Annotated in this window: 19 protein-coding genes; 8 read left to right on the top strand and 11 right to left on the bottom strand. The window is 52.3% G+C overall.

Translation table 11 applies throughout. The features are described from left to right. Positions 1–34: 34 nt before the first annotated feature. From chrA to def, 8 genes are all read right to left on the bottom strand, one after another. Complete coding sequence (gene chrA / locus NBZ79_RS07840) at positions 35–1444, bottom strand: chromate efflux transporter (protein WP_251937136.1); 1410 nt, start codon at positions 1442–1444, stop codon at positions 35–37. Next, the gene (locus NBZ79_RS07835) at positions 1441–2262 is read right to left on the bottom strand and encodes a chromate resistance protein ChrB domain-containing protein (RefSeq protein ID WP_251937135.1); all 822 of its coding nucleotides are present in this window, start codon (positions 2260–2262) and stop codon (positions 1441–1443) included. Before NBZ79_RS07835 ends, chrA begins: the two co-directional genes overlap by 4 nt. A 118-nt stretch (positions 2263–2380) precedes the next feature. Next, the gene (locus NBZ79_RS07830; protein ID WP_251937133.1) at positions 2381–4303 is read right to left on the bottom strand and encodes a class I SAM-dependent methyltransferase; all 1923 of its coding nucleotides are present in this window, start codon (positions 4301–4303) and stop codon (positions 2381–2383) included. Then, positions 4234–4566, bottom strand: a complete 333-nt coding sequence (sugE, locus tag NBZ79_RS07825) for a quaternary ammonium compound efflux SMR transporter SugE (protein WP_251937131.1) — start codon at positions 4564–4566, stop codon at positions 4234–4236. The genes NBZ79_RS07830 and sugE overlap by 70 nt, the downstream gene beginning before the upstream one ends. Positions 4567–4599: 33 nt before the next feature. Further along, complete coding sequence (locus NBZ79_RS07820; protein ID WP_251937128.1) at positions 4600–5043, bottom strand: MaoC/PaaZ C-terminal domain-containing protein; 444 nt, start codon at positions 5041–5043, stop codon at positions 4600–4602. A 12-nt stretch (positions 5044–5055) separates the two neighbouring features. Next, the gene (locus NBZ79_RS07815) at positions 5056–5598 is read right to left on the bottom strand and encodes a dihydrofolate reductase family protein (protein ID WP_251937125.1); all 543 of its coding nucleotides are present in this window, start codon (positions 5596–5598) and stop codon (positions 5056–5058) included. Between the two features lie 62 nt (positions 5599–5660). Continuing rightward, positions 5661–6320: a COQ9 family protein gene (locus NBZ79_RS07810; protein ID WP_251937122.1), complete on the bottom strand. Its 660-nt coding sequence runs from the start codon at positions 6318–6320 to the stop codon at positions 5661–5663. Continuing rightward, positions 6317–6910: a peptide deformylase gene (def, locus tag NBZ79_RS07805; RefSeq protein WP_251937120.1), complete on the bottom strand. Its 594-nt coding sequence runs from the start codon at positions 6908–6910 to the stop codon at positions 6317–6319. Before def ends, NBZ79_RS07810 begins: the two co-directional genes overlap by 4 nt. A 181-nt stretch (positions 6911–7091) precedes the next feature. Here def and rpsU point away from each other — a divergent pair, with 181 nt between their 5' ends. Together rpsU and NBZ79_RS07795 are read left to right on the top strand one after the other, a co-directional pair. After that, the gene (rpsU, locus tag NBZ79_RS07800) at positions 7092–7292 is read left to right on the top strand and encodes a 30S ribosomal protein S21 (RefSeq protein ID WP_161316574.1); all 201 of its coding nucleotides are present in this window, start codon (positions 7092–7094) and stop codon (positions 7290–7292) included. 110 nt (positions 7293–7402) lie between these two features. Beyond that, positions 7403–8260, top strand: coding sequence for an alpha/beta hydrolase family protein (locus tag NBZ79_RS07795; protein ID WP_251937118.1), 858 nt, complete (start codon positions 7403–7405; stop codon positions 8258–8260). A gap of 8 nt (positions 8261–8268) precedes the next feature. Here the strand turns inward: NBZ79_RS07795 and NBZ79_RS07790 are convergent, their stop codons facing one another. Continuing rightward, entirely contained in the window at positions 8269–9096 is an 828-nt protein-coding gene (locus NBZ79_RS07790) for a helix-turn-helix domain-containing protein (RefSeq protein WP_251937116.1), read from the bottom strand. A 136-nt stretch (positions 9097–9232) separates the two neighbouring features. On the opposite strand from NBZ79_RS07790, the gene NBZ79_RS07785 reads away from it, so the two are divergent. Beyond that, positions 9233–9640: a hypothetical protein gene (locus tag NBZ79_RS07785; RefSeq protein WP_251937115.1), complete on the top strand. Its 408-nt coding sequence runs from the start codon at positions 9233–9235 to the stop codon at positions 9638–9640. A 346-nt stretch (positions 9641–9986) separates the two neighbouring features. Here NBZ79_RS07785 and NBZ79_RS07780 read toward each other — a convergent pair whose 3' ends face one another. Next, positions 9987–10316, bottom strand: a complete 330-nt coding sequence (locus NBZ79_RS07780; protein WP_251937113.1) for a winged helix-turn-helix transcriptional regulator — start codon at positions 10314–10316, stop codon at positions 9987–9989. A gap of 74 nt (positions 10317–10390) precedes the next feature. Here NBZ79_RS07780 and NBZ79_RS07775 point away from each other — a divergent pair, with 74 nt between their 5' ends. The 3 genes from NBZ79_RS07775 to NBZ79_RS07765 all read left to right on the top strand — a co-directional run bounded on the left by NBZ79_RS07775 (position 10391) and on the right by NBZ79_RS07765 (position 14275). Further along, entirely contained in the window at positions 10391–10942 is a 552-nt protein-coding gene (locus NBZ79_RS07775) for a carboxymuconolactone decarboxylase family protein (protein WP_251937112.1), read from the top strand. 108 nt (positions 10943–11050) lie between these two features. Continuing rightward, positions 11051–11986: an aminoglycoside phosphotransferase family protein gene (locus NBZ79_RS07770; protein WP_251937111.1), complete on the top strand. Its 936-nt coding sequence runs from the start codon at positions 11051–11053 to the stop codon at positions 11984–11986. A gap of 303 nt (positions 11987–12289) precedes the next feature. Continuing rightward, the gene (locus tag NBZ79_RS07765) at positions 12290–14275 is read left to right on the top strand and encodes a sensor histidine kinase (protein ID WP_251937110.1); all 1986 of its coding nucleotides are present in this window, start codon (positions 12290–12292) and stop codon (positions 14273–14275) included. An 8-nt stretch (positions 14276–14283) separates the two neighbouring features. Here the strand turns inward: NBZ79_RS07765 and NBZ79_RS07760 are convergent, their stop codons facing one another. Next, positions 14284–15285 carry a hypothetical protein gene (locus NBZ79_RS07760; protein ID WP_251937109.1) on the bottom strand — a complete coding sequence of 334 codons (1002 nt, stop codon included), beginning with the start codon at positions 15283–15285 and terminating at the stop codon, positions 14284–14286. A gap of 154 nt (positions 15286–15439) precedes the next feature. Between NBZ79_RS07760 and NBZ79_RS07755 the strand changes: the two genes are divergently transcribed. Next, positions 15440–16294, top strand: a complete 855-nt coding sequence (locus NBZ79_RS07755; protein WP_251937108.1) for a LysR family transcriptional regulator — start codon at positions 15440–15442, stop codon at positions 16292–16294. Positions 16295–16525: 231 nt separating this feature from the next. Next, the gene (locus NBZ79_RS07750; RefSeq protein ID WP_251937106.1) at positions 16526–18784 is read left to right on the top strand and encodes a hypothetical protein; all 2259 of its coding nucleotides are present in this window, start codon (positions 16526–16528) and stop codon (positions 18782–18784) included. The last annotated feature ends 1 nt before the right edge of the window (position 18785 follow it).

Genomic DNA, 18785 nt, shown 5'->3' with positions numbered 1-18785 from the left:
GTCAACTCAGTTGACAAATAACTGCTTGCAGAATTTACCCAAGCAGTCCCAGCATAAATAACCCCAACCCGGCCAATGCGGCAATAATGAGCAACAACACGACATTCATATTCAGCTTGAACAAGGCAATAATCGCGGCAACGGATAGCAGAACTGCGTAAATATCGATGGTACTGAACACCGGCATCGAGACATGCATGCCCAAACCGTCAAAAATCCCGACGGTGCGAAACACCACATGCAACGCGAACCATAAGGCGAGATTCAGGATGACCCCGACTACCGCTGCCGTAATTGTGGAAAGCGCGGCGGACAATGCTTTATTGTCCCGCAATTTTTCAATGTAGGGTGCCCCAATGAAAATCCACAGGAAACAAGGCGTAAAGGTCACCCAGGTTGTAAGCAATCCGCCGAGAATGCCGGCGATCATGGGCGACAACCCGCCCGGATCCCGAAAGGCGCCCATAAAACCGACGAATTGAGTTACCATGATCAATGGCCCCGGCGTTGTCTCTGCCATTCCCAACCCATCGAGCATCTCTCCGGGTTGAAGCCAGCCATATTGATCCACCGCTGCCTGAGCCACATACGCCAGCACGGCATAGGCTCCGCCAAAGGTCACGACCGCCATTTTGCTAAAAAAGACAGCAATATCAGTGAACACATTGTCCGGACCAAATAACAGCATCAAGGCCCCGACCGGAGCGAGCCACAAGACAATGAGGACGATACCGATTTTCAACGCACCTGCCGCCCCGGCCCCGGCCTCGGCACGGGATTCGCGACCCAGAATGGTATCCTCTCCAGCGATAGAAGAATGTCCCACGGCGCCATGCCCCTCGCCAGCTTGAAACGCGGCCCAGCCTGCTTTTCCGCCGATAAATCCGATAACAGCAGCCACTAGAATGATCAGCGGAAACGGGACATCGAACAGGAAGATGGCGGCAAAGGATACCGCCGCCAACGTCATCATCGTGCCATTAGCCAAAGCCCGCTTCCCGATCCGAAATACAGCCTGCAGGACAATGGCCAGCACCGCCGCTTTCAGCCCAAAGAACAGGGCATTGACCGGACCGACATCCCCATATAACGCGTAAATTATACTTAGCGCCAAAATTGCCGCGACACCCGGCAATACAAACAGAATACCGGCAACCAATCCCCCCAAAGTGCGGTGCATCAGCCAGCCCACATATACGGTCAGTTGCTGGGCTTCCGGACCCGGCAGCAACATGCAAAAATTAAGGGCATGCAAAAACCGCTTCTCACCGAGCCAGCGCTTCTCCTCCACCAGAATGCGATGCATGACGGCAATTTGTCCAGCCGGTCCGCCAAAGCTCAGCAAGGCAATTCGCGCCCAAACTCCCAATGCTTCGGTAAAACTTGGCCAAAGTCGACCGTCGGCGCCTTTTTGCGGCTTTGAGTCTATTTGTACCTCACTCATGCAGCATCTCCTGTGCGGGCTGGCCAGTTATGTGTTTCATCACCGGCATCACGGGCCCAGGCGTAAAACGCGTCATAGAGATCCATTCCTTTTTCTAGCTGCGCGAGATCGTCGCCATATAACTGTGACATTCCGAGGGAAGCCGCGAGCAGGCCTGCGGATTCCGGTGCAAGTTCGGGCCGCGCTGTGTCAGCTCCGCGCACAATTTCCGCCAGCCGCAACAAGGGATCTGTTGTCAGGCCAAACTCTTCAATCATGGTATCAAAGGTACATTTTTCTTCCCGATGGCTCCAATAAACCTCTTCCACATCAAAGGGCGTGACCCCAAAACGATCAGCGACATTCAACACTTCTGAGGGGGCCACAAACAAAAACACTGCCTCCGGATCAACGAACCGCCGGATCAGCCATGGGCAGGCGATACGATCAATCTTCGGCCGGCTTCTGGTCACCCAGACCGTGCGCCCCTGAACATCCGGTTTCGGCAGCGTGACCGCGGGCACCAGTGGCAGTCCCGCCTCCCGCCAGGCAACGAAACCTCCCGCAAGGGACTCTGCGGAACATCCCAGATGACGGAGCCAGGCCGCAGCGCCCTGGCTGAGCTTCAGGCCTTTTTCGCAATAAATAATGACAGGCCCATGAATATATTCCGACCCCCAGTTCATGGCGTCAAATCCTGAACGGCGAAGGGCGGTTGGAATCATGCGAGGATCATTCTCAAAATCCTCATCAATACGGGCGTCAATCAGACGCGGGCAATTTGGCGTCCCAATCAAGGACCAAAGTTTTTCCAGGGAAATCAGGGTTTCGTCAGACATAGAAGCGTTCCTCCAAACAACATTGTGGAACGCGATGCTTGGGCATAGGGCCTGACGGGGAGATCGCGGAAACCCCGTGCGCATAAAATGCACAGACCGCCCATGCCTGTCAAGCACCCTATTTTCTGCGGCACCAAAATTGATACATGCCCCGAAACAGATCAGGATTGTCTTTTTCAACGGTCGCCCAATTGACCAGATTCTGTGCTGACGGGTCTTCGGGATAAGCTTGTGCATAGGCTATCAAGGGCTGTGAGGCAACAAATTCAAAGCCCATAAATTCCAGCTCAAGTTCGCTTAATGTATTATCTAAACTAGGCAAATCAAATCGTTGTTCCTGCTGATGGAAAAGGAAATCTCGGCAGCCGCTCAAGCTGTAGAAATCCAGCTCGCGAGAAACCGCTGAAGCTGGATGTTCCAGCTCCAACGTTTGTATTTCCTGACGAAGGCCTCTTATGTCGGCAAGGGTGAGTTTTTTGTGATCTGCAACCATCTCATGAACCGCCACCACATCCTGCCGGGCCTGCTCACTATAGAGGGCAATTTTCATCACGCCGTTATGCGCCAGATGCGCGAGCAATCCCGCCCAGGCACCAACCGGATCCGCCATATGATGCAACACACCGCAACATTCGATCAGATCGAATTGGCCAAGATCTTTTGGCAGGGCCGCGATATCGGCTTGCCGGAAAGTGATCTGTTCAATGCCCATCTCTTCCGCTTGCCGGGCGCCATAGGCAAGGGACATGGTGCTTAAATCCAGCGCTGTCAAATTGGCATCTTGCACACGAATTGCTGTCCGCAAGGCATGCCGTCCCGTACCGCACCCGGCGATCAATATATTTGGTTTTGTCGCAACGGGTTTTTGGCCGATACGGGGAAACAGCCTTTTTACCAGGGCTGGCAACGTGACATCGCCTCCGTGACGCAACCCTCTCCATCTTGGATAGGGGCTTTCTTCATACTGCGCCTGTACCGCTTGAGATATTTTATCACGGACAACCGAAGTCCCGGCGAAACCGGCTGCAAGCTCCTGCTCCCGTTGCTTTTGAATTCCTTGCCGCACAAGCAGCTCCCGCGTCCAGGGGCGGTTTTCCAAAACCGCTTGGTGCTCTTGTAAAAGGATTGCTGCCTTCGCCGGTTCAAGCGGCGCTTGCAGGGCTTCCAAAAGCGCGCCGCGCAAACCCTCTTCCCCCAATTCAACCAGCGGAACATCCCGGATATATTCCGTTAGATCCCGCTGCAATGCCAAAATTGCCAGCCCCTCATCATCCAGTATGGATAGCAACCCGGCAGAACCGCAACAAACGGATACCAATTGTTCAATTTCAGGATCCGGCAAAATAATCTGGGCGAGGCATGCTGCAATTACCGGCTCGGAAAACACCTTGGAAAATTTCCGTAAATTCTTTTCATCTTTCAAGAAGGTATCAAGATCGCTATTCGATATTCCCGGCATCAATAGCTTTTTCAAAATCGGCTGGCGACGCAATCGCGCCAGAATATTGAGGATCATGCCATCACTGGCCACATCAGTTCGGCCAAGACAGAGCACCAGTGCCTTATCCCCCGCATTGCCAAGATCTGTCTGACCGGCAAATTCTATTTGATCGGCAAGCTCCTGCAGTGTCACAGCAGGATATTCTTGAAGCTGCGCTGCTTTTGACAGGCACTGAACGGCCTCACGTCCGCGACCTCGCTCGCCCAGAAATCGGGCGTAGGCACTATAGGCCAGCGCATAGTCCGGATCGCATTTCAGCGCGGCCTTAAAGGCCTTGTCCGCCGCAGAGGATTTTCCCTGATTTTTCAGCATAAGGGCCAGATTGTAATGGGCCGGTGCGATGGAGCTATCGATTTTCAGCACTTTTCGATAAGCCTCGGCTGCGGCATCTGTAAGCCCTTGACGCTGCAGCTGGACAGCCTCTCCCATCTGCTGTTTGACCTTGATCATATTGATTGCCGGTGGCCGCATCAACTGGCGGCCGGCGAGGAAGACACCAGTTTCAAGCCGACAATTCCGCAAACGATGAGCAACAGGCATAAAATCCGCAGGATATCCCGGCTTTCATTGAACAAAAACATACCCAGAATGGCCACACCAACCGCGCCAATTCCGGTCCAGATAGCATATGCTGTCCCGACGGGAATAGTCTTCATGGCAAGGGCCAGCAACCAGAAACTGATGCCCATTGCCGCCACCGTCAGAATTGAGGGAACCGGCTTGCTGAAGCCTTCTGTATATTTAAGGCCAATGGCCCAGCAACACTCGAACAAGCCCGCGATACCCAAATAGACCCACGCCATTTCTTTGCTCCGATAAAAGCTGCAATAGGATGTCTAAGATCGCGTCAGCAGCAAACTGTTGGATTTCGTAATCAAGGCCACTTTACCGTCCTGATTGCGCAGGGTAAAGCAGTTAGCGAGCCAGCCCTTGCCCGGTTTGCTGCTGAGGCGTTTGGAGGTAATCTCCATTTCCCCTGTAAGAACGTCGCCGGCAAAAAGCGGCAACATAAAGCTGACCTCGATCCCCAGGCCGCTCGGGAGGAAATGCCATTCCTGCCAGATTTTTGTCGAGGCCCCCGAACTCAATGAAAAAGTATAGGCCCCACAAGCGATCACATCCTTGAACCCCATGGCTTTAGCGGCGTCTGCGTCCAGATGCATGGGTTGATCATCAAATTCGGCAGCGAATTCAAGCATGCGCGCCCGATCCAGAACCAAGCTGTTGCCGGTAAAGATATCTCCTACCTTGATATCATCGTAATAGAGCTTTTCACTCATTCTTATTTCCTTTTATGTTTTCTTGAGTATCTCATATTTAGAGCTCACCAACCCGGAGGGATAAGGTACCGTTTCCATATGATGGAGATCTATGTCCTGCTCGAGAGGTCCGAAAAGAGGAATGCCGGTGCCGAGCAGGATGGGTATTCGGGTGAGTAGCATGTCCTTCACCAGGCCCGCCCGCAAGAAAGCCTGTATAATCTGCCCTCCATCCACATAAACCGACCGCCAACCAATTTCCGCCAACTCCGTCAACACCCCTTCCGGTGTTTTGCTAGATACGCTCACCCGATCCGCCAGTTCTGCTGGAATATCGGCAGGCGACATTGATCGGCTGAGGACGACGACCGGTTTTTTATAGGGCCAGTCCCCGAATGTAAGGACCTTCTCGTAACTATTGCGGCCCATGACAATGCCGTCGATGGTATCCATAAACGCATCATACCCATGCTCTTCGCCTTCCACGGCCTGCTTCATCAGCCAATCAAGATCGCCGTCCTCCCGGGCAATAAACCCGTCAAGACTGACGGCAATGTAAATATGGGCAGTGATCATGGGCACTCTTTAAGCAAATCGAGAAAATCAAATTGCGAAAATATTGGGCAGGCGGCCCCTCCTCACCGCATCCGCAGGTTTCGGAAGAAGCGTTTGGCGCTTGGTAAATGGGAGAAGTCCGGTTTTTCCTTGAAGGATTTTTTCAGTTTCCATTTGGCGGTTTCGATCTGCATGATATTTTCGATGCGGCGATCCAGGAATTCCCAGGTTTTGGCGTGATCCTCTGATTTATCATCGAGCCAGAAGAGCAAGGTCGCGCCGTACACGGCCGAGAGTGTGAGCCGTTTACTATACCAGTTGAAGTCGGCGGACGTATCGCCTGTGGCATACCACATCAGGCTAACTGTATTGGCGGTCAGCTTGGTGGCGCGCACGGCATTCTGCGGCAGGGTCAGGATATTGACGGCACGGCGGACGGCTTCTTTTTGCGGACCGTAAAGTTCCAGCCGCGAACGAATGGCAAGGGTAATGCGATCACGGATCTTCATGTCCCGCACACCGCGCGCCTCCAGCTCGGCTTCCATTCGGTCATCGGCATTGCGGATAAACAAGGTGATCATATCAATGGCGCCATCGGGAAAGGTCAGATCGAACACCGTCATATCGGTTTTCAGGTCTTTCGCCGCCGCGATCATTGCCTTGCGCGACCAGCCATCGAATAGGACATGGGGCAGCACGGCTTCCAGGAGTTGCAGTGGAGAATTCTTCTCAATCGGTGTCATGACGCGCTCTCTTCATCGGGCTCGTTCCGGGCGCTGTTTTCAGCCGGCTTGCGCAGACTGTCCATAAACGCCTCCATCTCCTCTTCATACACCAGATAGCGCATATCTGTCATCCGTTGCGGATACAGGATTCCGTGCAAATGATCACATTCATGCTGAACAACACGGGCGTGAAAGCCGTCCGCTTCCACGGAAACCTTGTTGCCGTCCAGATCCAGGCCGGAATAGCGGATATGGGTATGTCGCGGCACCACACCGCGCAGGCCCGGCACCGACAGGCAACCTTCCCAGTCCAGGGCCGTCTCATCGGACAGGGGCTCGATCACCGGATTGATCAGGACTGTCGGGGCAACTGCTTGCGCATCCTCGCCATCTGCGGCTTGGGCACGTTCCACCGGGACTTCAAAAATTACCAGCGCCAAAGGAACCCCGATTTGTGGGGCAGCCAAGCCGACACCGCCAACAGAATCAAGGCTTTCCCGCATATCGGCGACCAAAGCCCGGATCTCGCTGGAGGTCGGATCCTCAATGGGATCCGCCACCCGCCGCAGGATCGGATTGCCCATTTTAAGAATTGGTTGAACTGTCATGTTTCAGGCCTATTTGTGACGAATACTGGATTTCTTAACGAATATATGATAGAAACATCTATCTTTAAGGAATTCACCTTAAAAAACCACCGATAATGCTTTTCTTTCGGGATAAGGCGTGCTAAACCCGCGCCAACTTGAGAAGTATTCGATAGATATTAGATTAGGAGCACCGCTAGCTGTGCAAGTTTCTGTTCGTGACAACAATGTTGACCAAGCGCTTCGCGCGCTGAAAAAGAAGATGCAGCGTGAAGGCATCTTCCGTGAGTTAAAACTTCGAGGCGCTTATGAGAAGCCATCGGAAAAACGCGCTCGCCAAAAAGCTGAAGCCATTCGTCGTGCCCGTAAACTGGCCCGCAAGCGGATGCAGCGCGAAGGCTAGTCCTGACGCCGGTTGCCTCCGGGCGACCTTCAAGAATTTCGAAAGCCGCTCTGGGTCTCCAGACTGCGGCTTTTGTTGTTTATATCAACCCCGCAGGTAGAGGCGTACCGATGACAGTCGTGGAAGGCTCCCCCCTCTCATTAATGACAGCCGATGGCTGGACCCTTAAAGTCAACCTGTTTGATCCCCCGGCAGAGCAGGCGCCGGCTTCCGTCGTGATGATCATGCCGGCCATGGGCGCCCACGCCCGACCTTACCGGTTTATGGCTTCGGCCCTTGCCGCCGCCGGTCATGCCGTCCTGACCGTCGATCCGCGGGGTCATGGCCAAAGCCTGCCGCTGCCCCGGCGCGGCGTGGATTTCAGTGTCGATGACATTGTCCGCCAGGATATGGCTGTTGTCATGGATCATATCGCCGCCACGTATGAAGGCATTCCGGTAGTGATGCTGGGTCATAGCCTGGGAGGTCATCTGTCGACAATGTACCTGTCCGAAAATCCGGACGCCGCCACCGCCCTCATCACCCTGACCGCCACCCATTTTCACTTTCGCAAGATCGGCGTCCCCTCCCTGACCATGTTTGGCGGTTTTTCGCTGCTGACGAAAATCTTTGGCTATTTGCCCGGGCAATATGTGGGCTGGGGGAAACCGTCGGCGAAAACCGTGGTCAGGGACTGGGTCCGCTGGGGCATCACCGGCAGATTTCTGGGCAGTGATGGCCGCGATCTGGCGCCCGCCGCCGCCGCATTGGAGAAACCCCATCTCAGTATCGGTTTTACCGATGATACCTGGCTGGCCCGTCCCGCCGGTATCGACGCCTTTAACGAGCGATTGCCGAATTGCACCCTGTCCCGCTGGACCCTGTCGCCGGAAGAGCTTGGGGTCGACAAGCTGGATCATTTCAGCCATCTGCAAACCGGCGCCAAAGTCTGGACCCGCATGGATCGGTGGATTCGCGACCAGATTTAAGCCGCTTTTCAGTCTTCGCTGTCCTGCAGGGCCAGAACGGCCGCCTCTGTTTCCCCGTCTGCCGGAAACATGCATTCGACCATGATCTCTTCCGCGGTGACATCCTGCGGCGTGCCGAAGCTGGCGATGGTGGTAATCCAGGACAGGGTATGACCGCCCAGCTCGAAGGCCAGTGGCAGGATCGGCAACGCATCATCTGCCGGATTTTCCAGTTTCCAGTCGTCTGGGATGTCCGGATAGGCCAGCACCTCGGCAATAAGCTTTTTCAGCGGATCAGTCTCGCCGGCGCCGCGAACCTGTCGATGGGCCCGTTCGATCATATGCCGGGCCACCCGGTCCCAGTCCTTGATCACGCCCCGCAAGCCATCCCCATGCAGGGTCAAACGCAGCAGGTTCGGCGGCCCCGCCTCCCCACCCAGGCGCAAACCCAGCATATTCATCATTTTCGCGCCCGCATGATTGATCATCAACACATCGAAACAACGGTTCATGACCACGGCCGGATAGGGTTCCTGCTGGCGCAGGATATGATCGAGCGCCCGGCGCACCTGCGACAGGCCGTCATCATCCAGCGCAGTTTCCGCATAGGCCCCCGTATAGCCCGAGGCATTGAGCAACCGGTTCCTTTCACGCAAGGGTAAATCCATCACCTCGGCCAGACGCAGAACCATCTCCCGGCTGGGCCGGGAACGGCCGGTTTCGATAAAGCTGACATGGCGGGCCGAGCTATTGGCGGCCAGTGCCAGATCCAGCTGACTGAACCCTTGTATCTGCCGCCATTGCTTGAGCAGTTGCCCGAATTCCGAGATCGACTGTTTTGCCGCCATTGCCGTCATGCCCTGTCCTTTCCATCTGTCTGCAAATGAGTATAAGCCGAAAAAAAAGGAAAGACATTACCTCTGAGGTAATTGAGAGCATGACCTGATCGGCCCATGCTGCCCGCATCCTCCTCCCAACCGAAAGGATAGTTTGATGAAGGATAGATCGCCCCGTTTACTCAAGACCTCCTTATTGATAAATGCCGCCTTTTCACTCACCAGCGGCCTCGCCTGCCTGGTCTTTGCAGATATTCTGTCCCCCTGGACGGCAATTCCCAGCTGGATACTATATTCACTCGGTGTCGGGTTACTGCTGTTCGCGGCCGATGTTGCCCTGACAGCGACCCGCACCCCCATCAATCCGCTCTTCGCCAAGATTATCATCGGCGCGGATATTGCCTGGGTCATGGCCAGCGTTGGCGTTTTGATTTTCTTCGGATCCCTGTTGACGCTGCCGGGGCAATTGCTCATAGAGCTCGTCGCCATTGCGGTTGCCGTGCTGGCAACTGTTCAGGCGGTTGGCCTGCGCCAGATGCGCGATGTAGCGCAACTAACGGTTTAGTTCGTTATTTGCACGAATCGCTTTAATAAAATAACAGAAGGCCGCAAGGTACCTTGCAGCCTTCTGTCACAAAAATTCGCAAGATACATCATCTTGCGAGCTTTTGGGGGAACAGAAGCACTACTATAAGGGAATTAAGCTGTCAAGATATTCTCTCAAATATATATCAATCTCTTTTGGAATAGTACAAACTATTCCGACTTTAAATCAACCCAAAAATGTATCTCTTAACCAGTGCAGCGGTTAGCGGGAATTAGGTCACACATTCCCGCAGGTTTTACGGCAACCATATGTGGTGCCAAAAGTGGCAGATCGGACAAATTTCCAGTATTGGATTGTCCAAAAGCTAGTCCCGCTCCAGCTCTTGAGACCAGTTCCCTGCCCATTTGTCGAGTTTGGAAAAATGGGTGACGAGTTCTTTGCCATGACCTGTAAGGCCAAAACCGGCCTCATCCAGTTCCACAAATTTCAACTGACGGAATTCCTTGAGACGTTTATTCAGCAATGTTGGCGAAACATCATCACATAATTCGCGAAGTTGACGAAACGTGACATTTCCTGCCCTGAGTTCCCAGAGGATACGAAGCGACCACCTTTGACCGAGCACATCGAGCAACACCATAATCGGCCGCCCTGTCGTTGACCCGCGAACCGGGGTCCTTAGTAATTTTGCCAATAACATAACTCCCCTTGACGCTACATATAATGTAGCACATAATTGCTACTTAATTTGTAGCACAGGAGTCTCTCATGACAAACAGGTTATTGCCCTTGGAAGAGCCGTTCACCAATGAAATTGAAGAGGTGCTTTCACGTTACCCCGCCGTGGACGGGAAGATTATTGCGCTGTTTCGAACCTTTGCAAACAGCAGGAGATTTCTTGAAAAAGGCGTTCCAAATCTCCTGGACGATAATAGCCCGCTGGGGCTTAAAGACCGCGAGATCGTAATATTGCGTGTCACAGCCAACACGAACTGTGAGTATGAATGGGGAGTGCATGTCGCCGTCTTTGGCAAGAAAGCAGGCTTCACGGAAGGCCAGTTCGCTGATATTTGCCAATCCAGCATCAATCGGGATCTGTGGTCTCCTGAGGAATGCTTGCTGTTGAACGTTGTCGACCAGTTATGTTTCCGCGGAAATATTGGACAACCTGACCTTGAGGAATTTCAACATCGCTACACTGCCGATACCCAGCTGGAGATCTTTGCGCTTTGCGGAACCTATCATACGGTGAGCTTCGTGGCGAATGCCGCGAACCTGGCACCAGAGCCTTTTGCCGCCCGGTTTCCAAGCCGGGATTGAACAGAATTCCCGATAATACCGTATGTTTGCGCCCCCCTTTTTGACAGCCAAAGAATTGATGGTGCATAAACAGGGATACCTTCAGTGCCTTTTCGCAGGAGACAGCCCTTGCACGACACCGAGATGCGACCCTTCGCAACTAAAATTCTTGCTCATATGGGAGAGACCGTCCTGCATGTGGATTTTCTGGCAAGGGGTGCCACCTGCAAGGTCTGGAAAATTCAATCGGAGCACCGGTCATATGCCTTGCGGGTTATCGAGGCTGACAGCCGTGCAGTGGATAGCGACCTTGATGAGTTTGTGCGGGCCACAATTCATGCCAAAGGCGGACGTGTTTCTGAGCCGATATTGAGTTCAGGCGGGATCAATCTGCGACTGACCGGAAAAAGATGGAGTCTTGACGCGTTCGTTCCTGGTGAGCATCCAGTGCGAGGCGCCCTTTCCGAAGCCGTCTGCCGGCAACTTGGCGAAACACTTGCCATATTACATAGTTTGCCCGTTCGGGATTTTGGCAAGCCCTCCCATGTCAACATGCCCTATTTGGTGGGTCAGAAAACAGACCCGCTGGACGGTGTTATGCAGCGTTTTGAAAACCCAATTCCCCAAACATGGGAAGATGGGTTTGTCCATCCTTTGCTTTCCAATGCCCCTGATATTTTACCCCAGATACTGGCGCATCTACGGCAGGTTGCCGCCGTGGTCGGTGACGGGAACAGTGTTCTCTGTCATTCGGACATCCACGAAAAGCAGCTGATCTGCGCCAAGGGCGCGCTTGCCGCCCTAATCGATTTTGGTGACGCCACCATACTGGACAGACATTGGGATCTCGGATCTGTTCTTTACTTCCATGGCAAGGCCAACGCTGCAATTATGTTGGAAGCCTATCAGAGCAATCTTGGGCCTGACACAATATTGCCGGAGGCCATCCCGTCGTTTTCAGTCGCGGTTGCAATGCATCACGCCTCCCGCTCCACAAAACCTGCAAAGGGCCATCGACTGGATCGGGCGATCCGGCATGTTCGGCAAATAGTCACGGGTGAATAACGTCCAGCCGCATAGCTGTATGCGGCACGACTGGAGGGCGGAATAAATCCCACTACATCCGCTGGTGACATGGCAGATGATATTTTTTGGGTTACCGGATTCTGCTTGACCCCACCAGGCTAACAACCAATGGGTATAATTTTTCGAGCCAGAACAATTACTTGCGGAAAATTCGGCAAATCTTTCAACAGCGATACTGATGCAACTAAGCCAAGGCGGCATTTTTAGGATAAATTTTCGCTTGATTGTCCGGAATTAAGAATTCCTTAGCCCTTTCAGACGTATCTTACGGCTATGTACAAGATGAGTAAATCTGGCTGGCTGGATAAAATATTCAGAAGTCTGTCGCAAAATGCCAAAATTGTTCCGGCGATCCTTACGCTGAGCATGATACTTGCGGTAATCATCGCCTGGCAAAATATGCGTACCGATCAGGAAATTCGCCTGAACTCAGATACTCGTAACAATCTCGATCATTTCACGGCCCGGCTGCAATCCCATATTACCTCTCGCCTGGCCGTCGGCCAGCATTTGCGGCGCGAGTGGGAAAATGGCTATATCAATGACACCGCGGGTTTCATTGCCGAAGCCACATCAGCCCATCTGCTTTTCACGGATTTTCAGGCGATCAACTGGATCAACAGTGACGGTGTCATTGAAACAGTCACACCCTTTGTCGGAAATGAGGCGGTTGTTGGCGTATCTGTAAAGAATCTGGCAACAGCCCGGAAATATTTCCTGGCGGCGGAACAAACCGGCCAGCCACAAACCACGCCGCCCATCACCCTGAAACAACTGGGCAAAGGGTTCGTTTGCTACGTGCCGGTCATCAAGAACGGCAAGACGAAAGGCTATATCAATCTTGTCTTTCGAACGGTGCCGCTGGTTACTGCGGCGCTCGGTGACGGGCTATTCGATAATTATCATTTGATCATCAAAGATGCCGGTATCGATATGTATAACAGTGCCAATGTCGTCGCAGACGCGCGCTACGCCCTGTCCCGGTCCATTTCCGTCGGCAACCGGCAGTGGGATGTTACCATCGAGCCGACATCCAGCCTGCTTGCATCTGAAGAGAGCGCAAGTGACGACTTTGTTCTGGTCGGCGGAATTTTATTCTCCCTTGCCGTTGGCTATTTTCTATTTCTTGCCCTCGCCCATCAGCAAAAACGACGGGCAAGCGAAACGATCTTTCGAACCTTTATTGAACTGTCACCGTCGGCAATTCTGATCAAGGATGCCACAGGGCATTATCTACATGCCAATGAGGTCTGGCATAAATGGTTTAATCCCGAGCGTGAAAATATCGTTGGCAAACATGTGAACCAACTGTTCCCGCCGGACCATGCAAATCTTGTCAATATGGAAGAACATGCGGTTCTGACCACGGGTCAGCCAATAGAGAAGGAAATTATCAGCCCGTTTAAAGACGGATCCAGGGTGCCGACCCTGCTGCAAAAATTTCCCATCCTCGATGATGATGGGTCGATCATCGCCATCGGCGGGATCAACACGGATATGCGGGCCGCCAAGAAAACCGAGAAGAACCTTCGGCAGGCTCTGATCAAGTCCGAGGAAGCCAACCACTCCAAATCGAAATTCCTGGCAACCATGAGCCATGAATTACGCACTCCGCTAAATGCCATTATCGGATTTAGCGATATCATGATCGGAGAATATTTTGGCAAAATCGGTAACCAGAAATATGTGGAATACTCGAAGGATATCCATAGTTCAGGACAGCATCTGCTGGCGTTAATTGACGAGGTTCTGGACATATCAGCCATTGAACTTGGCAAGCGCGATCTTGTGCTCGAGCCATTGGATCTGTCGGGTATCCTGAGCGAATGCGTCAAATCGGTTAAAGCCCGCGCCATCAGCGGGCATGTATATCTTGAATTGGAGGCCAACTCGCCTCTGCCGCCTGTTTTTGTCGACGAGACGGCAATCAAGCAAATCTTCCTCAACCTGCTGACCAATGCCATCAAATTTACTCGGCCGGGGGACCGGATAACCCTGTCCGCCACAACAACAAAAGACACGGTTGTCGTTACGGTTTCTGATACCGGCCAGGGGATCGCGCCGGAGCATCTGACGACCATTACGGAACCCTTTGTAAAGGGTCAACACACCCCGCTAATTGCCGACGAGGGGGTCGGGCTGGGGCTGTCCATTGTCAAATCGCTGCTTGATGCGCAACAAGGTCGGCTGTCCATAGAAAGCGAACTGAACCAGGGGACAACCGTCACGGTCGCCCTGCCTAAACTAGACCGGGAAAAAGCCGCCTGAGCCGACCGTCACTGGTCGCCAAAATGCTCCATACGCGCAGTTTCCGCGGTTCGGATTTGGCCGGCCGCGTCCCCCAGCAATCTGGAAACCTGTTCAAGCCGGCGGGCAATCTGCGAACGATCGGCTGTGAACGCTGGATCATTGATCTGCGAGGTCAGCAACTGCTGCCCCCACCAGGCAATATGCCGGGCATATTCGCTGGCGGCGATATGCTCCGGGTCCGCCAGATAGAGCTGGTCAAAGCGGGTGAAGTCCTCGATCGACAAATCTGCCGGAACATAGCCATTGACCAGGGTGATGCGCTCGCCGGCACTGTGGAGTGCGCGGGCCCGGTGGACCACCATATTGCCCTGTTGCAGGACCGCATAACCGGCGCCGGGCACCGCGGGCGATTTGACCCGCGCCGCCGGGACCGGCTGGCCGGTAATTTTCAGCTGTTCAAGTTCGCCTTTGGTGCCCTGGAAATAGTCGAATTCCCCGCCCTCAATAAGATTGGGATCGGTGACAAACAGGACATAGTCCAGGCGCAGGGTGTCCACATGCCATTTATCCACATTCTCGCCGACGGTCTGCGGATTATAGTTGAGATGGCCCAGCTGATGGGGAATGCTATGGGGAAATTGCGGTGCCCCACTGATCCGGGAGATCAAGTCGGCAACATCGGCAGAGCAGCAGAAATCCCGCAGGAATTTCGACTGATAGACGCCGCCGCGTACCATGCGCGAAATCCGTTCGATTTTTCGGGCATAAGGCGCAAGGTTACGGGCCACCTCCTGCAGGCAGGCAACCCCTTCTTCGCTGAGGATCCGAAAAGCGGATGTAATCCCCAACATGCTAGGACAGGCGGCCTGTTCCGCCGCGGAATATCCAAGTTCCCCAAGACTGACAATCGTCTCGGGCATTTCCAGTGCCAGATGCCGGGCCGGATCGAAAGGCGGTTCGCTGGGCAAGGCCGGGAAACCATCGGGGTGGATGTCGGGAAACGCCAACGGCGTCGCAAGAAGAGGCATACATATCTCCTGATCTGAAATCGAAGACAATGTAGGCGGCAACATTACATGAAACAAATTGATATTTTCGGCCTAACACATTAGAAATTTTCATATGTTGAAAATTGACTGGCGCCATTACCAATTACTGCTGGCCATTCGTGAGACGGGCGGCTTGACGGCCGCAGCGAAACAAAATGGCATCACCCAATCCGCCGCCAGCCACCAGATCCGGGAAGCAGAGCGGCGCCTTGGAATTCAGCTGGTGGAAATGAACGGCCGCCTGCTCGTTCTGACGGCTGCCGGTGAAAAACTGGCCGAAGCCGCCGGGATTGTCGGCCCGCTTTTGAAGAATGCCGAAGCCCGGGCGCAGGAATATAGTCATGGTCGTCAGCGGCGATTGCGCATTGCCTATGGCCCCCAGGATGGACTGGCCTGGGTGGCGGACATGGCGCATTATCTCCGCGATCTGCCAAGCCCGCATTTGCTGGACCTGATTTATATCGAGAGCGGCGCCACCGCCCTCAGCCTCAGTCATAACCAGGCGGATCTGGCCCTGACCCTGGATCATGCCGCCCCCGCCAAATCTGCGATCGCCCAACGCTTTATCTGTGAGGATCCGCTGGTTGCCATTGTCCCGCCGGACCAGCCCCAGGCCCATGCCAGTTACCTGGATGCGGAGAGCTTCGAGGACACCGTCTATTTCGCCCATTCCCTGACACCGCAATCGGGGTTCGAGCTGGACGCCTTTTTCGGCCCCGCCGGCACCCGGCCGGGTCATGTGGCGCAGATCCAGTCGCTGGGCGCCATCATCGATCTTGTCGCTGCCGGACTGGGGGTCAGCATCCAGCCGGCCTCAACGGTGCGCGCCGCCCATAAACGTGGCGAGGTTGCCATCGTCAGTCTGGCGCCGCCGGAAATAACCCATTCATGGTATCTGCTCGCCCGGCCGGAATTTCTGCAAGCCGCTCCTGACGTGGAGCTGGAGGATTTAACCCGCGTCCTGCACACCCCCCTCACCCTCGGATAGCCAAAAAAAAGATTGGGCCGAAACCCCCAAGACCAAGCGGCGGGCCTCCGCTGCCATTTCAAAACAAAAGCAACATAAATAAAAACAAATAAATAATGACAATATAAATAGCATTAAAACTCCTATCTATCTATTAAACACCCTTTTATTTTAAATATTTATATAAATATAGAGTTAATTACATCTTAGATCCACAATTAGTAAATATTTATACTATTTCAGGAGAATAATATGTTTACTATATTAAAAAATTTAAATGAAGTACTTAATGTTTGCACCGTAAACCCGCAAAGAGAGAAGTTCGGCACCGCAATAAAAGCCAGGAAAAAGAGCGTCATTACGTCGATGTTTACATTCCTGAACAACAATGAGGACATCAAATTACGGCTCTTGGAACAAACAAAGAGCTTGTCCAAGGAATTTTTAAATCCGGGCGCGGAAATAATTGCCCTGGATTACCCGCAAGAACATTTTGAATATTTGGCACAATTATATATCTATAGACAATCTATCGACAAAGCGGAAAAGGATACCCGAAAGAAAATCGTCAAGACGACCGTCCGACAGTATTTTCCGACCAAGGACTTTAGAACCAAGGTTCGAGACGTCATTCTCAAATATGACTTCACCATCCCAACCAGGAATCTTGAAAGCTTCACCCGATACCATTGTGAGCTGATCCGTATGATACAATGCTTCAAGAGCCTTAGTGATTACGAAGATTACATGGGGGATTTTTTTAAGGACGATAAGACTGCAAAGCTCTCAGCTCTGGACTATGCGGCGCACATGCATAATATCAGCGTAAAAGTCGATAGCAGTATTAAGGAATCAGGTGTTGATACCATTTTTTCCATACCCAAGAGTGAAATTACCAGTCTTAAAACGTATTTTTCCTGCCTTACCTACGGTTTGACAGCAGCGCAGAGGAATGAATTTTTGGAAAAATACCTGGATCCACAAATTTATCCACATTGTGTCACTGCCACTACTTTTTTGATACAAAATCCGACCAGGGTTGGACAAAGAGACATTATCCTGAGAAAAACAGATGCTGAATTGCTCCGCCGGACCTTTGTCCTGAAAGATAAAATGAAATACCCTGAGGAAAAAGACCGGATCCAGAACCAACTGATAAAAAGAAAAAATGCAAGAGGCGCGAAAGAACTTTTGCCATCGGTAATTGCGGCGATAAAATTAAACTGCTTTTTCGGCAGTGATTACGACAACACCGTCAAGTTTTATAACAAACTCTTCGTCGATCAAACAGAAGAAGATAAAGATCAGTCAGATAGCGTTCATATTTATCTCACCAACAACAATCTAACTGCAGAAAAGTTATTCGAAATTCTCTCGGAAAGACAAAAAAACCTTGAATTGACGGCCGAGGACAAGAAGGATTACAAGGATGATGATGATAATGACGATGAGGAAGAAAAAACAGAGTCCAATGTTTTAGACAACCTCCTCCAGGTTTCAGCGCAAGCCGACACATTGTTTGAAGAAAACCTGGAAGAGCATGCTCTCTCCCAGGACATAATTGCTGAACAAACCAAGGCGGAGATGAAAAGCAAGCAGCATCCTGATGATGAGTTCGACAATGATGATAATGAGCCGATTGAGAAGAAAAAGAAGGAAAAAGGATCTGACAAGCCGACACCCCAAAAAAAAGTAAAGCGAAAGTTCGATCCAGACAGGGTTTATTCTTCTCCAAAAAAGAAAAGGAAGAAGAAATACGTAAAGTCATCCACATCCAAACCGGACCCCAAAGCTGTTCAAGCCACGGGACAGGAGATAATGGTTTCCATTGGCGTCTTGACGGGCATAAATCGTCGTTTGGAAGAGCTCACGGAAACAAATGATAGATTGGCAAACCTTACCGTTGATAACAAACGACAAAAGGATCTAGATTTACTGCAGGCCAGGGCCGCGGAACAACGGAAAATCATGGGCGCGGAGACCGAAGCAGATAAATGGGTTTTGGCTGAAATAAACGACAAATGCCTGGCCTGCGACACCGTCTTGTATGAAGCCGGAAATTTCCTTAAAGGCCTGCAAAAAGAAACCGCTATTTTGCAAAGTTTCGACGATGCCTTATGGAAGCTCATTGGCAAAGAGCCCTTGATCACCGGCAAAAACTGGGGCGGAAAAATTCAAAAAAAGCTGGCAGGCAAATTCGAGACAATTGAGGCCCACTATCACGGCCGGCGCTTTGATCCTGGCAAGAGGGTTAATATCAACGGGAAAAAGCGGCATTTGAAACTGAATGAGGCACTGGTTTTCTACGTCACTCAGCATAGTACGACGAAGGGGATAAAATATTGCCTTGCCATCAAGCTTTGGCATTTAAGAGATCCCGACACCCCCCTTTACAGAGGACATCGTGGACGCAGAATATATGAAATCGGCGGCCTGGTTAAACCGGCTGACAGTATTGATCCCATCAGCATGCGACCGACCTGCAATATGGCCGTACTGCATGTGGAATAAA

Source organism: Sneathiella marina (assembly GCF_023746535.1).
GTDB lineage: Bacteria > Pseudomonadota > Alphaproteobacteria > Sneathiellales > Sneathiellaceae > Sneathiella > Sneathiella marina.
The sequence above is the reverse complement of the archived record's forward strand: the minus strand, read 5'-3'. Positions and strand labels throughout refer to the sequence as shown.